Source organism: Pelomonas nitida (genome assembly GCF_043555975.1).
GTDB lineage: Bacteria > Pseudomonadota > Gammaproteobacteria > Burkholderiales > Burkholderiaceae_C > Pelomonas > Pelomonas nitida.
In genome coordinates this window covers 86,336-101,080 of sequence record NZ_JBIGIA010000003.1, presented here as the reverse complement: position 1 = coordinate 101,080, position 14,745 = coordinate 86,336, and the positions used below count along the sequence as shown (strand labels likewise).

Genomic DNA, 14,745 nt, shown 5'->3' with positions numbered 1-14,745 from the left:
TCTCCGACCTCAGACGGTGGTGTAGCGGCGCAGCTGGCCCAGCAGGCGATCGGCAGCGCCTTCGAGCTCCAGCACGTACTCCTCGATCTTGCCGCGGAAGTAGCGATAGAACATCAGCGACGGGATGGCGATCATCAGGCCGAACGCAGTGTTGTAGAGCGCGATGGAGATGCCGTGCGCGAGCTGGGAGGGGTTGGTGCCACCGGGGCTCTGGCTGCCGAAGATCTCGATCATGCCGACCACCGTGCCCATGAGGCCCAGCAGTGGCGCGGCCGTGGCGATGGTGCCGAGCGTGTTCATGTAGCGCTCGAGCTGGTGCACGGCGCGGCGGCCGGCGAACTCGAACACCAGGCGCAGCTTGCCTTCCGGCATCTTGGGCTCGGCCGCGACGGCACGCAGGCCGGAAGCGAGCACCTCACCCAGCAGGGAGTTCTTGGCCAGCTTGTCGACCATGTCGCGAGCCGGCAGTTGCTGGGCGGTGACGTTGAGCACGTCGTCGAGCAGGCGGGGCGGCATGATGCGCGCCGCGCGCAGGCTCGTCAGGCGTTCGATGATCAGGGCCAGAGCCACCACGGAACACAGAAGCAAAGGCCAAATCGGCCAACCGGCGGCTTGTATGATGGAAAACAAGGGTGTCCCCGTCGAAAAAGGCGTCGAACAAACGGCCACTGCTGGCCAGGAAAGTGCGGCGGATTATGGCCCGACCCTCGGCCCCTGCCGGCGATCGTTCCGTCCCCGAAAACCGTTCCCGTCATCCACCGCTGCTGTGGATAACTTTGTGAGTAAGCTCGGGGCGGCGCTCGTAAGCGGTTGTGAGAGCAGGGTCTTGGACAACTTGCCGTAAGTTTGAGCACCGGAAATTGAATTGAAAAACAAGACCTTATGTGCTCATGACGAAGCGATGACGCGCTTCACCGCCCAGAAATGCCCGGCAGCCCAGCATTGGCGCGGCTGTGGACTTCCCGGCCTGCGCCGGTATTGGGGTTGCGCGTGATTGATGGCCGCGAACCCGCATCAAATCGACGTGTCTGGGGTGTGGCCGGCCTGCTGGAGGCCGTGTCGCAGAGCCTGGCCGATCGATTCTCGGTGGTGGTCGTCGGCGGCGAGATCGCCGGTTTCACGCGCGCGGCCAGCGGCCATTGCTACTTCGGGCTCAAGGACGCCGACGGGCAGGCGGCGAGCCTGCGCTGCGCGATGTTCCGCCGCGCGGCGGCCATGCTGGATTTCGCGCCGGCCGATGGGGCGCTCGTGGAGGTGCGTGGGCGCGTGGCCGTCTACGAGCCGCGCGGCGAGCTGCAGTTCGTCGTCGAGGCCATGCGCCGGGCGGGTGCGGGCACGCTGTACGAGCAGTTCCTGAAGCTGCGCGCGCGGCTGGCGGCCGAAGGCCTGTTCGATGACGCCGCCAAGCGGCCGCTGCCGCCACTGCCGCGGCGCATCGGCGTCGTCACGTCGACGGCCGGTGCGGCGCTGCATGACGTGCTGACCGCGCTGGCGCGCCGCGCCCCGCAGGTGGAGGTGGTCGTCTATCCCAGCCTCGTGCAGGGCGCCGAGGCGCCGCCGGCACTCGTCAATGCGCTGCGGCTGGCCAATGAGCGGGCGGAGGTGGACGTGCTGCTGCTCGTGCGTGGCGGCGGCTCGCTGGAGGACCTGTGGGCCTTCAACGATGAACGTGTCGTGCGCGCGGTGGCGCAGTCGGCGCTGCCCGTCGTCTGCGGCGTGGGCCATGAGACGGACGTGACGCTGTGTGACCTGGCGGCCGACCTGCGCGCGCCCACGCCGACGGCGGCGGCCGAGCTGGCGGCACCGTCGCGCGACGGCTTGCTGCAGCACCTCGCCAGCCTGGAGCGCGGCCTGGCCATCAGGCTGGAGCACCGGCTGCAAACCCTCGGTCAGCGGCTGGACCGTCTGGCGCTGCGCCTGTCCCGCCCCAGCGATGCCTTGGCGCGCCAGCGCCGGCTGCTGGACCTGCTGGCCCAGCGCGCCGCCGCTGCGCCGGGGCGCCGGTTGGAGTTGCAGCGGCAACGGCTGGAGCACCTCGCGCCGCGCCCGGCGCGCGCGCTGGCCGAGGCGCTGCGGCGGCAGGGCGCGCGGCTCGACGCCTTGCAGGCCCGCCTGCAGGCGCTGGACCCGCAGCACGTGCTGGCGCGTGGTTATGCCTGGCTGGACGACGGGCAGGGCGGTGCCATCACCTCGGTGCAGTCACTCGCGCCGGGGCGCGAGGTGCGCGCCGTGCTGGCCGATGGCAGTGCCGACATGCAAGTTCAGCGGGTACGGCATTTGCCGCCGCGCTGACGGCCATGGCCGTATCGGCCGCAGGCTCTCTTTGCGTCCCTACAATCCGCCGCGATTGTTTCCCCCCAACACACCGAGGTTCACACCATGGAACACACGCTGCCCCCGCTGCCTTACCCCATCGACTCGCTGGCCCCTCACTACAGCAAGGAAACGCTGGAGTTCCACCACGGCAAGCACCACAACGCCTATGTGGTGAACCTGAACAACCTGCAAAAGGGCACCGAGTTCGAAAGCAAGACGCTGGAAGAGATCGTCAAGACCTCCAGCGGCGGCATCTACAACAACGCCGCGCAGATCTGGAACCACACCTTCTTCTGGAACTGCATGAAGCCGCAAGGCGGCGGTGAGCCCACCGGCGCGCTGGCCGCAGCCATCAACGCCAAGTGGGGCAGCTACGCTGCCTTCAAGGAAGCCTTCGTCAAGAGCGCCGTCGGCAACTTCGGCTCGGGCTGGACCTGGCTGGTCAAGAAGGCCGACGGCACGGTCGACATCGTCAACACCGGCGCCGCCGGCACGCCGCTGACCACCGCCGACAAGGCCCTGCTGACCGTCGACGTGTGGGAACACGCCTACTACATCGACTACCGCAACCTGCGCCCCAAGTTCGTGGAGACCTTCCTGAGCAATCTCGTGAACTGGTCGTTCGCCGAAGCCAACTTCGCCTGAACGGCTTTGCGTTGACGCTCGAAGGCCGGCAATAGCCGGCCTTTTGTTTTTTGCGGGCCGAGCGCCGGGCCGCTCCCAAGCCGGCCCGCGTTGGCGATGTGCTCTCGGCTCGACGCCGAGAGCATCGCCGTCCCCTCGGGGGACCGACCAGATGCGTCCGCGTGCAGCGGGACGCAACTGGGCGAGGGGCGTCACCCCGACACTTGAATGACGTGCCGCACCAGTGGATAGACCTGGTGCTGCCAGCGCCGCCCGCTGAACACGCCGTAATGGCCCACGTTGGGCTGGATGTAGTGCGTGCGCATGTAGAGCTTGAGGCTGCTGGCCAGCTCCTGCGCGGCCAGTGTCTGGCCTACGGCGCAGATGTCGTCGCGCTCGCCCTCGATGGTCAACAGCGCGGTGCGACGGATGGCGGCCGGGTTCACGCGGCGGCCCTTGAACGTCAGCGCGCCGCGCGGCAGGTCGAAGGTCTGGAACACGCGCTCCACCGTCTCCAGGTAGAAATCGGCGGACAGGTCGGCCACGGCCAGGTATTCCTCGTAGAACAGCCGCGTGGCCTCCGCCAGGTCGAACTCCTCGGTGACGAGGTGGCGGTAGTAGTCCTTGAAGGCATTGGTGTGCCGGTCCTTGTTCATGCTCATGAAGGCCGACAACTGCACGAAGCCCGGATAGACCCGTCGCCCCGCGCCCTTGTGCTGCCAGGGCACATGGCTGATTAGGTGGCGGCGAAACCAGGTGATGGGCCGGCTGGTGGCGAGGCGGTTGACCTCGGTCGGGCTGACGCGACAGTCGATCGGGCCCGCCATCAGCGTCAGGCTGGCGGGCGTGGCGGGGTGCTCGTCTTCGGCCATCAGCGCCACCGCTGCCAGCGCGCTGACGCAGGGCTGGCAGACCGCCACCACATGGGCGCCGGGGCCCAGCGCGGCGAGGAAGTCGATGACGTGCTGGGTGTATTCGTCCAGGCCGAAGCGGCCAGCGGCCAGTGGCACGTCGCGCACGTTGTGCCAGTCGGTGACGTGCACGTCATGGTCCTGGGCCAGCGTGCGCACGGTGTCGCGCAGCAGCGTGGCGAAATGGCCGGACATGGGCGCGACGACCAGCACCTTGGGCGAGGGCGGGGCGCCGAGGCGGTGAAAGCGGCGCAGCGTGGCGAAAGGCGTGGCCGACACGACCTCTTCGACGACCGGCCAGGACTCCCTGCCGCTGGCGACCTGCTCGATGCACCAGGGCGGCCGCGTGTGCGTGACCTGCGCGAGCTCGAACACCTGCCCGGCCGCCGCCATCTGCCGCGCCGCTGCCCAACCGCGGCGCGTACCTGCGTGCTGCAGAAAGGGCAGGGACAGCCGGGTCGCGGCGCGCAGTGGCCACAGCAGATCGGCGTGGGCCTGGTAGGCGGGATACATGGCGGTCTCCTTCGCGATGCACGGGCGCTGCAAGGAGCGCGCCAGCGTGGCATGCGGCTTGCGTCCGCCAGTCCACACAGGAGACGCGTCATGCCGCTTGCCACGCCCAACCGTCCCGCCAGCCGCCGGGCCGCCAAGACCGTCCAGCCCGCCGTGGCGCCCGCCACGCTGACGCTGTGCAGCAAGAACTACTCGTCGTGGTCGTTGCGGGGCTGGCTGCTCGCGCGCTTCGCCGGGCTGGCGTTCGAAGAGGTCATGGTGTCGCCCGACGACGAAGCGGTGCGCCGTGAACTGCTGCTGCTGGCGCCATCCATCCGCGTGCCCTGCCTGCGGCACGAGGGCGCCACGGTGTGGAACACGCTGGCCATCGCCGAGTACCTCAACGAGGTGTTTCCCAAGGCCGGGTTGTGGCCTGCCGATCGCACCGCTCGTGCGCATGCGCGGGCCGTGTGCGGCGAGATGAACTCCGGCTTCGCCAACCTGCGCTCGGCGCTGCCGATGAACCTGAAGGGGCGCTTTCCGGGGCACCGCATCTGGGCCGGTGCGCGGCCCGACATCGAGCGCATCGTCGACATCTGGGCCGACTGCCTGGCGCAGTACGGCGGGCCGTTCTTGTTCGGCCCGCGCCGTGGTGCAGCGGACGCGATGTTCGCGCCGGTGGCCACGCGTTTTCAGACCTACGACGTGGCGCTGCCGCCGGCCTGCGCGGCCTACCGCGACACCATCCTGGCCATGCCAGAAATGCAGGCCTGGACGGCCGATGCGCGGCTGGAGCCCGACGAGATCGAGCAACTGGACATGGACTTCTGACGCGTCAGGCCCAGGGCGTCGGCGAGGGAACCTCGCAGGGTGCCGGCATGTCCACGGTCTTGAAGTCGGCCGGCGAGACGATTTCGAGGTACTCCATGTCTGGCGAGTAGTCGAACAGGTAGTGCACGATGCCGGGCCGCTGGTGCACGCAGTCTCCGGCCTGCACCAGCGTCTCCTGGTCGCCGTACATGAACTTCGCCCAGCCCTTGGTCATCAGCACGATCTGGAATTGCGCCTCATGCCGGTGCCAGCCCGTGCCCCGTTCGGGGGCCATGTTCGCCTTGACGAGGTGCGCGATGACGCGCCCGCCGGTCGCCTCGGCGACACCGAGGTCGCGGTAGAGGAAGAAGTCCCTCAGCCCGTCGCTGCGCCAGGGCGTGTCGCCTGGCTTTACGTGAGAGAACGTCGTGTTCGACGCGCCGACGGCTTCCGATAGATCCGACATGGCCAGGCCTCCTGAAGTGCTGAGAGGAGATCCACCGTCATGCAAGACGCATTCCTGCGTGTCGCGCAGGAGGCGCAGCGGATGAATGCGAACGGCTTGACGCAGATCACGGGGTGCCCGGCCCGCTTGACCTAGATTCGCGGCGTGAGCGCTCTTCCTCAAGGCTTGCACGCGGCGGAAGCCGACGCGCAGGCTCTCGCCCCCTTCACCACCTGGCCCGACGGCCCCGACGGTGCCGCGTTGTCCCAGTTCCAGGTGGCGGGCATGCATTGCGCCGCCTGTTCCGGGCTGATCGAGTCGGCGCTCGCGAAGCTGCCAGGCGTCGTTGGCGCCAGCGTCAATGCGGCGTCGGCTCGGCTGGCGCTGCGCTGGCGGCCGTCACGGCTGCCGCTGGCCGACGTGCTCGCGGCGCTGGAGGCCATCGGCTACCGCGCAACCCCTGACGTCGCCGCGCCTGCCCGCGAACTGCGCCGTCAGGAGCGCCGCCAGGCGCTGTGGCGCGTGTTCGTGGCCGGCTTTCTGATGATGCAGGTCATGATGCTGGCGACGCCGGCCTACGTCGCGACGGCGGGTGAACTGGCCCCCGATCTGGACCGCCTGCTGCGCTGGGGCTGCTGGGTGCTGACGCTGCCGGTGATGGTGTTCTCGGCCGGCCCGTTTTTCCGTGGCGCGTGGACGCAGTTGCGCGCGCGTCGCCTGGGCATGGACGTGCCGGTGGCGCTGGGCATCGCGGTGACCTTTGTCGCCAGCACCGGTGCGCTGTTCGATCCCACCGGGCCGCTGGGGCACGAGGTCTATTTCGATTCGCTGACGATGTTCGTCGCGCTGCTGTTGCTGGCCCGCTGGTTCGAGCTCGGTGCCCGCCACCGTGCGGCGGATGCGCTGGAGGCGGTGGCGGGTTCGCTGCCCACGGCCTGCGAGCGCCTGCGCGACGACGGCAGCAGCGAGCGCGTGGCGCCCGAGGTGCTGCGCGTGGGCGACCGTATCCGCGTCGCCGCCGGCGAGGCCTTCGCGGCGGACGGCCGCGTGCTGACCGGGCAGGGCTGGGTCAACGAGGCCTTGCTGACCGGCGAATCGGCGCCGGTCGCCAAGGCGGTGGGGGACGGTGTGGTGGCCGGCAGCCTCAGCGTGGACGGCAGTTTCGTCGTCGCGGTGCAGCGCGTCGGTGCCGACACGACTGCGCAGGGCATCGTGCGCCTCATGCAGCAGGCGCAGAGTCAGCGGCCTTTTGCCCACGGCGTGCTCGACCGCGTGGCCGCCGGCTTCACGGCGGTGGTGCTGCTGCTGGCGGTGGCCGCCGGCGTGGGCTGGTGGTGGGTGGACCCGTCGCGGGCCGTCGCGGTGGCGGTGGCGGTGCTGATCGTCACCTGCCCCTGCGCGTTGACGCTGGCCGCGCCGGCCGCATGGCTGACCGCCAGCGGAACGCTGGCGCGGCGCGGGCTGCTGCTCGCCGACCTGTCGGCGCTGGACCGGCTCTGCGCGGTGGACACGGTGGTCTTCGACAAGACCGGCACGCTGAGCGAAGAGCGGCTGATGCTGCGACGCTGGTGGACCGGGAACGCCGGCGCAGATGCGCAGGCGCTGCTGGAGCGGGCGCGCAGCCTGGCGGCGTTGTCGCGCCACCCGCATGCGCAGGCCTTGGCCGATGGCCGTGGCGGCGAGGGCTGGACCGATGTGCGCGAGGTGGCCGGCCGCGGCGTGCAGGCGTGTGATGCGCAGGGGCGGCAATGGCGGCTCGGCGCGCCCGGTTGGGTGAGCGACACACCGGACCCGGCCGCGCGGCTGGCCTTCGGTGACGAACACGAGGTGCTGTGGCTGGATCTGGCCGAGGCCCCGCGCCCCGATGCCGCTGAGGCGGTGGCGGCGCTGCGAGCCCAGGGCCTGCGGGTGCGGCTGCTGTCGGGCGACCAGCCGGACGCCGTCGCGCGCATGGCCGCCGCGCTGGACATCGCGCACTGGTGCGGTGGCGCCACGCCGGCGTCCAAGCTGGCGGCCGTGCAGGAGTGGCAGGCCGATGGCGAGCGCGTGCTGATGGTGGGTGACGGCATCAACGACGCGCCCGTGCTGGCGGCGGCCGATGTGCGAATCGCGATGGGGCAGGGGGCCATGCTGGCGCGCAGCGCCGCGGATGCGTTGCTCGTCTCCAACCGCCTGATGGCCGTGCCGCAAGCCCTGGCACTGGCGCACAAGACCCGCCGCGTGCTGCGGCAGAACCTGGCCTGGGCGGCGCTCTACAACCTGGCCTGCGTGCCGCTCGCGTTGGCAGGCTGGCTGCCGCCGCTGGCTGCCGGCATCGGCATGGCCAGCAGCTCGCTGTTCGTCGTGCTCAACGCGCAGCGCCTGCATCGAGGCTGAGGCCCATGGACATCCTGTATCTGCTCATTCCGTTCTCGGTGGTGCTGGTGCTGCTCATCGTGGCCGTGTTCGGCTGGGCCGTGAACTCGGGGCAACTGGAAGGCCTGGACGAAGAGGCCGGGCGCATCCTGGTTGACGAGGATCAAGGCACCTAGGGCCCTTCCCGAGAAGAATCGTTTTCATCAGACTGAAGGAGTCGCGATGGCGAACGAAACAGTCCCGGTGGCATCCGGGATGACATACGAGGACGGACCGGTACGCGCGTTTGCGCTGGCTGCGGTTCTGTGGGGGGTGGTCGGCATGCTGGTGGGGGTGTTCATCGCCGCCCAGCTGGCCTGGCCGGAGCTGAATCTCGGCATTCCATGGTTGAGTTATGGCCGCCTGCGGCCGCTGCACACCAACGCCGTGATCTTCGCCTTCGGCGGCTGCACGCTGTTCGCGACGAGCTACCACGTCGTGCAGCGCACCGGGCAGGCGCGCCTGTTCCTGCCCAAGCTGGCCTGGTTCACGTTCTGGGGCTGGCAACTGGTGATCCTGCTGGCGGCGCTGTCGCTGCCGCTGGGCTACACCACCGGCAAGGAATACGCCGAGCTCGAATGGCCGATCGACATCCTGATCGCCGTCGTCTGGGTGGCCTATGCCGTCGTGTTCTTCGGCACGGTCGGCACCCGCAAGATCCGGCACATCTACGTGGCCAACTGGTTCTTCGGCGCGTTCATCATCGCCGTGGCGCTGCTGCACATCGTCAACAGCGCCGAGATCCCGGTCAGCCTCACCAAGAGCTACTCCGCCTACGCTGGCGTGCAGGACGCGATGGTGCAGTGGTGGTACGGCCACAACGCCGTCGGCTTCTTCCTGACGGCCGGCTTCCTGGGGATGATGTATTACTACATCCCCAAGCAGGCGGAGCGCCCGGTCTACAGCTACCGGCTGTCCATCGTCCACTTCTGGGCGCTGATCTTCACGTACATGTGGGCGGGCCCGCACCACCTGCACTACACCGCGCTGCCCGACTGGGCGCAGAGCATCGGCATGATCTTCAGCCTCGTGCTGCTGGCGCCGAGCTGGGGTGGCATGATCAACGGCGTCATGACGCTGTCGGGCGCCTGGCACAAGCTGCGTGACGACCCCATCCTGAAGTTCCTCATCGTGTCGCTGTCGTTCTACGGCATGTCGACCTTCGAGGGCCCGATGATGTCGATCAAGACGGTGAACTCGCTGTCCCACTACACCGACTGGACGGTGGGCCATGTGCACAGCGGTGCGCTCGGCTGGGTGGGCCTGGTGTCCATGGGCTGCCTGTATCACCTGATCCCGCGCATGTTCGGCCGCACGCAGATGTATTCCAAGCGTGCCATCGAGCTGCACTTCTGGGTGGCGACGTTGGGCATCGTGCTCTACATCGCCGCGATGTGGATCGCCGGTGTCATGCAGGGCCTGATGTGGCGCGCGGTCAACCCGGACGGCACGCTGGTCTACACCTTCGTCGAGAGCGTCAAGGCGACCTGGCCGTTCTACGTGATCCGCCTGGGCGGCGGCCTGCTCTACCTCGCCGGCATGGGGATCATGAGCTGGAACGTCATCAAGACCGTGCAGGCAGGCAGCGCCACGCCCGTGCGCATTCCCGCCCCCGCGCTGGCCCACGCCTGAGGAGAATTCATGAGTACCGATACCCGAGCCGTGACAGGCCACCAGCGCATTGAGACCAGCAACCTGCTGATGATCGTGCTGGTTCTGCTGACCGTGCTGGTCGGCGGCATCGTCGAGATCGTGCCGCTGTTCTTCCAGCGTTCCACCACGCAGGCCGCACCTGGCCTGAAGCCTTACACCGCGCTGCAGCTGGCGGGCCGCGACATCTATCTGCGTGAGGGCTGCTACAACTGCCACTCGCAGATGATCCGGCCGCTGGCCGCCGAGACGCTGCGTTACGGCAAGTACTCCACGGCGGGCGAGTTCGTCTACGACCACCCGTTCCAGTGGGGCAGCAAGCGCACCGGCCCGGACCTGCACCGCGTGGGCGGCAAGTACAGCGACGAATGGCACCGCATCCACCTGAACAACCCGCGTGACGTGGTGCCCGAGTCCAACATGCCCGCCTACCCGTGGCTGGTGACGGCTCCGGTGGACGCCGCCGGCATGCCGGCCCGACTCTCGGCCATGCGCACGCTGGGCGTGCCCTACACCGACGAAGAGGTGAAGGCGTCCACGCAGGACGTTGCCGGCAAGACCGAGCTCGACGCGCTGGTCGCCTATCTGCAGGTGCTTGGCACCGCGAACAAGTGAAGGAGCCCGCATCATGGGCATCAACGAACTCCGCATCGCCGTGACCATCGTGTCGCTGGCCGTTTTCGTGGGCATCGTCGTCTGGGCCTGGCGAGGCCGCTTCGAAGCCGCTGCTGCGCTGCCTTTTGAAGGAGGCGAGCAATGAGTGACTTCTTCAGCTCCGGCTGGTCGGTCTTCGTGGCCGCCGCCACGGTGCTGGGCCTGGTGGCCTGCGTCGTGCTGCTGGTCATCGCCAGCCGCCGTCAGCCGTCCGCTGCCGACAACACCACGGGTCACGTCTGGGACGAGGACTTGCGCGAACTGAACAACCCGCTGCCGCTGTGGTGGATGGGCTTGTTCGTGCTGACCATCGTCTTCGCCGGTGCCTATCTGGCGCTGTATCCCGGCCTGGGCAGCACGGCCGGCAAGCTCGGCTGGACCAGCCTCGGCGAGCATGCGGCCGACGTGGCGCAGACCCGTGCGGCGATGGCCCCCGTCTATGCCGGCTTCGCCGGTCTGACGCCCGAGCAACTGGCCAAGGACCCCAAGGCCCATGCGATCGGTGAGCGGCTCTTCGCCAACAACTGCGCGCAGTGCCACGGCGCGGACGCGAAGGGCTCCAAGGGCTTCCCCAACCTGACCGACAACGACTGGCTGTGGGGCGGCAGCATCGAGACCATCACCGAGACCATCACCAAGGGCCGCGAGGGCAACATGCCCGTCATGGCGCCGGCGGTGGGCACCAGTGACGACGTGCGCAACGTGGCCCACTACGTGCTGTCGCTGTCGGGCAGCCCGCACAACGAGCTGTACGCACAGCTCGGCAAGCCCAAGTTCACGGCCTGCGCCGCCTGTCACGGCAGCACCGGCGCGGGAACGCAAGCCCTGGGTGCGCCCAACCTGAGCGACAAGATCTGGTTGCACGGCTGGGGTGAGCAGGCCATCATGGCCATGGTCAACAACGGCAAGCACAACGTCATGCCGGCACACGGTGAACGCCTGACGCCCGAGCAGATTCGTGTGCTCGCGACGTATGTGTGGAGCCTGTCGCAGTCGCAGGGCGTCGCTAGCAACCCCTGATCCATGGCATCCCCTGCAGTACCAGGGCCGGGTGGCGATGCCACCCAGGTCATCCGCCTCTACCGCTCGGAAGACAAGATCCACCCCCGGGCGGTGGACGGTTTCTATGCCCGCTGGCGCTGGGCCTTCGTGGCCCTCACCCAGCTCGTCTTCTATGGCTTGCCCTGGCTGAGCTGGGGTGAGCGGCAGGCCGTGCTCTTCGATCTGGGGGCGCGGCGTTTCTACGTCTTCGGCCTGGTGCTGTATCCGCAGGACTTCGTGTATCTCACGGCCCTGCTCATGATCTCGGCGTTCGGACTGTTCCTGTTCACCGCGGTGGCCGGGCGCTTGTGGTGCGGTTTTGCGTGTCCGCAGACGGTCTACACCGAGATCTACATGCGCATCGAGCACTGGTTCGAGGGCGACCGCAACGCGCGGCTGCGGCTGGACAAGTCGCCCTGGAACTTCAACAAGCTCTGGCGCAAGTCCGGCAAGCAGTTCGTGTGGATTGCGCTGGGCCTGTGGACCGGCTTCACCTTCGTCGGCTACTTCACGCCCATCCACACGCTGGGCCGTGAGGTGCTGGCGCTGGGCCTGGGGCCGTGGGAGAGCTTCTGGGTGCTGTTCTACGGCTTCGCGACCTACGGCAACGCCGGCTACATGCGCGAGCAGGTCTGCAAGTACATGTGCCCCTACGCGCGCTTCCAGAGCGCGATGTTCGACCGCGACACCCTCATCGTCAGCTATGACCCGGTGCGCGGTGAGCCGCGCGGCAACAACGCCTTGCGCAAGAAGGGCAGGAACCCCAGCGAGCGCAGCGCCGAGGTCGGCGACTGCATCGATTGCGGGCTGTGCGTGCAGGTCTGCCCGACGGGTATCGACATCCGCAACGGCCTGCAGTACGAATGCATCGGCTGCGCGGCGTGCATCGACGTCTGCAACGGCGTCATGGACAAGATGGGCACGCCGCAGGGGTTGATTCGCTATGACACCGAGAACGGGCTGGAGCAGCGGCTGACCCGCGCCCAGCGCTGGCGCCGCGTGCTGCGGCCGCGCGTGCTGGTCTACAGCGTCGTGTTGTTGGTGATCTGTGTTGCGCTGCTGTGGAGCATCGCGTCGCGCCACAGCTTCCGCGTGAACGTCGTGCGTGACCGCGCTTCGCTGGCAAGGCTCGTCGAGGACGGCTGGATCGAGAACGTCTATCGTCTGCAGCTGATGAACGCGACCGAAGCGCCGCAGCGCTACCGCATCGAAGCCGAAGGCCTGCCAGGCTTGAAGCTCAGCCAGGCCACGACCGTGGAGCTCGGCCCGACGGAGGCCCGCTGGGTGGCCGTCGCGCTGCGTGTGCCGCCCGAGGCCGCTCAGCAACTCAAGGCCGGTGCGCATCCCATGCACTGGCATATCCGCCGCGACGGCGAGGGTGGTGACGAGACGGTCGTCGAGAAATCCACTTTCGTGCTGCCGCGTTGACCCCCCAGGAGACACACATGACCGTTGCATCGACCGCCCACGCGCCGGCATCCGCCTGGCGCGAACCCATGGTCTGGCTGGTCGTCGGCGGGCCGGCCGCCGTCGTCGTGGCCAGCTTCGTCACGCTGGCGCTGGCCATTCGCCACCCCGATCCGCCGCTGGATCTGCGCGTCAGCGCGCCGCACGCGGCTGACGATGCCGATGCGGCCGACCTGCGGGCCAAGTCCGGCGACCTGCCGGCCATGGTGGGGCGCAACCATGCCGCCACCGGCGCTCCGGGAGCCAAGCCGTGACAGGCGCACCCGGCCCCTCGCGCGTCGCACGCTTCGCGATGGCGGTGGCCTGGTCGTCCTTCCTGTCGGCAGGCGTGCTGGAGGCGCTGGTATTCGCCGTGGTCGACCCCGGCGAGCTGCGCTGGTTCGGAGGCTCGCAGGTGGAGTTGTCCGCGCAGGCGGTCTACACCGTCAGCTTCCTGATCTTCTGGGGCGTCGTCGCGCTGGGGGCGAGCCTTGCGCTGCTGCTGGTGAACCTGCCGGCCGACGACGTCAGGCCTGAGCGCCGTTCTCCGGGCTGGCCGCGCTGAGGCCGCTGCCGGCCACTACGCGCGCATGGCGGTCGTGGGTCCAGTAGGCCCACGCCCAGTCGATCAGCACGACGAAGCGGTTGCGGAAGCCGATCAGGAAGTAGACGTGGGCGAAGAGCCAGAACAGCCAGGCCGGGTAGCCTGAGAAGCGCCACGCGCCGGCCGGCGTGTCGAGGTCCACGACGGCGCTGTTGCGGCCGATGGTGGCGAGGTTGCCGTAGTCGCGGTAGCGAAACGGTGTGGTGGCCTGGTTGCGCAGGCGTTGCTGCAGGTTGGCGGCGGCGCAGCGGCCCATCTGCTTGGCGCCGGGTGACACGCCGGGCACCGGCTGCGGTGGGCGGCCCGGCGCATGGCTGTGCGCCGAGGCGAGGTCACCGATGACCTGGATGGCCGGGTGGCCGGGCAGGCTGAGGTCGGCCTCCACAACGACGCGGCCCGCGCGGTCCAGCGTGCAGCCGGTGGCGTCGGCCAGCACCCGCCCGAGCGGCGACGCGGCCACACCGGCGGCCCAGACGATGCAGCGGCTGTGCAGCCGCTCGGCGCCGGTGGCCGTCGTGATGTCCAGCCCTTCGGCGTCGATGCCGGTCACGCGGGCAGCCAGCCGCACTTCCACCCCCAACGCGGCCAGTTGCTCGCGGGCGCGTTCGCTCAGGGGTTCGGGCATGGCCTGCAGCACGCGCGGGCTGCCTTCCACGAGCAGCACGCGGGCCTGGCGCGGGTCGATGCGGCGGAATTCCCCCGGCAGCGTGTGCCGCGCGATCTCGGCGAAGGTGCCCGCCAGCTCCACGCCCGTGGGCCCGCCGCCCACGACGACGAACTGCAGCAGCGCTGCGCGGCGCACCGGGTCTTCCTCGCGCTCGGCGGCTTCGAAGGCCATCAGCACGCGGCGACGGATCTCGAACGCGTCCGACAGCGTCTTGAGCCCCGGTGCGTGTGCGGCCCAGTCGTCGCGGCCGAAATAGCTGTGCGTGGCACCCGCGGCGACGATGAGATGGTCCCAGTGCAGCCGGGCCCCGTCCTTCAGCGTCACCGTGCGTTCCGTGGGGGCGATGGCCACCACTTCGCCCAGCAGCGTCGTCACGTTGCGCTGGCGCCGGAACAGATGCCGGATGGGCGCTGCGATCGACGGCGCCGACAGCCCGGCCGTGGCGACCTGGTAGAGCAGGGGCTGGAACAGGTGGTGGTTGGTCTTGTCGACCACCGTGATGTCGACGTCGGCGGTGCGCAGCGCTCGCGCTGCCTCCAGCCCGCCGAAGCCGCAGCCGATGATGAGAACTTGGGGACGCATGCGGGCCATCCTACCCGCGCGCTTGTGCGCTGCAGCATGCATGGTTTTGCGTTCGCCACAGGGCGGTTGCATCGTGATGCAAAGCCGGCCTTGTCCGACAGCATCACGC

At 68.9% G+C, this 14,745-nt stretch carries 16 protein-coding genes; 12 read left to right on the top strand and 4 right to left on the bottom strand.

What is annotated here, in order from left to right; translation table 11 throughout:
* Positions 1-9 precede the first annotated feature (9 nt).
* Positions 10-630, bottom strand: coding sequence for a MotA/TolQ/ExbB proton channel family protein (locus ACG00X_RS04935; protein WP_394486886.1), 621 nt, complete (start codon positions 628-630; stop codon positions 10-12).
* 363 nt (positions 631-993) lie between these two features.
* Here ACG00X_RS04935 and xseA point away from each other — a divergent pair, with 363 nt between their 5' ends.
* Positions 994-2,292, top strand: a complete 1,299-nt coding sequence (gene xseA, locus ACG00X_RS04930) for an exodeoxyribonuclease VII large subunit (protein WP_394487126.1) — start codon at positions 994-996, stop codon at positions 2,290-2,292.
* An 87-nt stretch (positions 2,293-2,379) separates the two neighbouring features.
* Positions 2,380-2,961, top strand: a complete 582-nt coding sequence (locus tag ACG00X_RS04925; protein ID WP_394486885.1) for a superoxide dismutase — start codon at positions 2,380-2,382, stop codon at positions 2,959-2,961.
* Between the two features lie 191 nt (positions 2,962-3,152).
* Here the strand turns inward: ACG00X_RS04925 and ACG00X_RS04920 are convergent, their stop codons facing one another.
* A complete protein-coding gene (locus ACG00X_RS04920) occupies positions 3,153-4,364 on the bottom strand; it encodes a polyhydroxyalkanoate depolymerase (RefSeq protein WP_394486883.1) in 1,212 nt (403 codons plus the stop codon).
* A 153-nt stretch (positions 4,365-4,517) separates the two neighbouring features.
* On the opposite strand from ACG00X_RS04920, the gene ACG00X_RS04915 reads away from it, so the two are divergent.
* Positions 4,518-5,174 (top strand): glutathione S-transferase family protein, encoded by a 657-nt coding sequence (locus ACG00X_RS04915; protein ID WP_394487124.1) that lies wholly within the window; start codon positions 4,518-4,520, stop codon positions 5,172-5,174.
* Positions 5,175-5,178: 4 nt separating this feature from the next.
* On the opposite strand, the gene ACG00X_RS04910 is transcribed toward ACG00X_RS04915, so the two are convergent.
* Positions 5,179-5,619 (bottom strand): cupin domain-containing protein, encoded by a 441-nt coding sequence (locus ACG00X_RS04910; protein ID WP_394486882.1) that lies wholly within the window; start codon positions 5,617-5,619, stop codon positions 5,179-5,181.
* A gap of 144 nt (positions 5,620-5,763) precedes the next feature.
* Between ACG00X_RS04910 and ACG00X_RS04905 the strand changes: the two genes are divergently transcribed.
* From ACG00X_RS04905 to ACG00X_RS04865, 9 genes are all read left to right on the top strand, one after another.
* Positions 5,764-7,974 (top strand): heavy metal translocating P-type ATPase, encoded by a 2,211-nt coding sequence (locus ACG00X_RS04905; RefSeq protein ID WP_394486881.1) that lies wholly within the window; start codon positions 5,764-5,766, stop codon positions 7,972-7,974.
* A 5-nt stretch (positions 7,975-7,979) separates the two neighbouring features.
* Positions 7,980-8,129, top strand: coding sequence for a cbb3-type cytochrome oxidase assembly protein CcoS (gene ccoS / locus ACG00X_RS04900; RefSeq protein WP_394486880.1), 150 nt, complete (start codon positions 7,980-7,982; stop codon positions 8,127-8,129).
* A gap of 79 nt (positions 8,130-8,208) precedes the next feature.
* Positions 8,209-9,624 (top strand): cytochrome-c oxidase, cbb3-type subunit I, encoded by a 1,416-nt coding sequence (gene ccoN / locus ACG00X_RS04895; RefSeq protein ID WP_394486879.1) that lies wholly within the window; start codon positions 8,209-8,211, stop codon positions 9,622-9,624.
* Between the two features lie 9 nt (positions 9,625-9,633).
* Entirely contained in the window at positions 9,634-10,257 is a 624-nt protein-coding gene (gene ccoO, locus ACG00X_RS04890) for a cytochrome-c oxidase, cbb3-type subunit II (RefSeq protein WP_394486878.1), read from the top strand.
* A 13-nt stretch (positions 10,258-10,270) separates the two neighbouring features.
* The gene (locus tag ACG00X_RS04885; RefSeq protein ID WP_394486877.1) at positions 10,271-10,402 is read left to right on the top strand and encodes a cbb3-type cytochrome oxidase subunit 3; all 132 of its coding nucleotides are present in this window, start codon (positions 10,271-10,273) and stop codon (positions 10,400-10,402) included.
* Complete coding sequence (gene ccoP / locus ACG00X_RS04880) at positions 10,399-11,316, top strand: cytochrome-c oxidase, cbb3-type subunit III (protein ID WP_394486876.1); 918 nt, start codon at positions 10,399-10,401, stop codon at positions 11,314-11,316. The genes ACG00X_RS04885 and ccoP overlap by 4 nt, the downstream gene beginning before the upstream one ends.
* Positions 11,317-11,319: 3 nt before the next feature.
* Positions 11,320-12,765, top strand: coding sequence for a cytochrome c oxidase accessory protein CcoG (ccoG, locus tag ACG00X_RS04875; protein WP_394486875.1), 1,446 nt, complete (start codon positions 11,320-11,322; stop codon positions 12,763-12,765).
* 17 nt (positions 12,766-12,782) lie between these two features.
* On the top strand, positions 12,783-13,058 hold the full coding sequence (locus ACG00X_RS04870; RefSeq protein ID WP_394486873.1) for a hypothetical protein: 276 nt from the start codon (positions 12,783-12,785) through the stop codon (positions 13,056-13,058).
* Positions 13,055-13,348 (top strand): hypothetical protein, encoded by a 294-nt coding sequence (locus ACG00X_RS04865; protein WP_394486871.1) that lies wholly within the window; start codon positions 13,055-13,057, stop codon positions 13,346-13,348. The genes ACG00X_RS04870 and ACG00X_RS04865 overlap by 4 nt, the downstream gene beginning before the upstream one ends.
* Here ACG00X_RS04865 and ACG00X_RS04860 read toward each other — a convergent pair.
* Entirely contained in the window at positions 13,311-14,645 is a 1,335-nt protein-coding gene (locus ACG00X_RS04860) for an NAD(P)/FAD-dependent oxidoreductase (protein WP_394486870.1), read from the bottom strand. The genes ACG00X_RS04865 and ACG00X_RS04860 overlap by 38 nt on opposite strands.
* Positions 14,646-14,745: the final 100 nt, after the last annotated feature.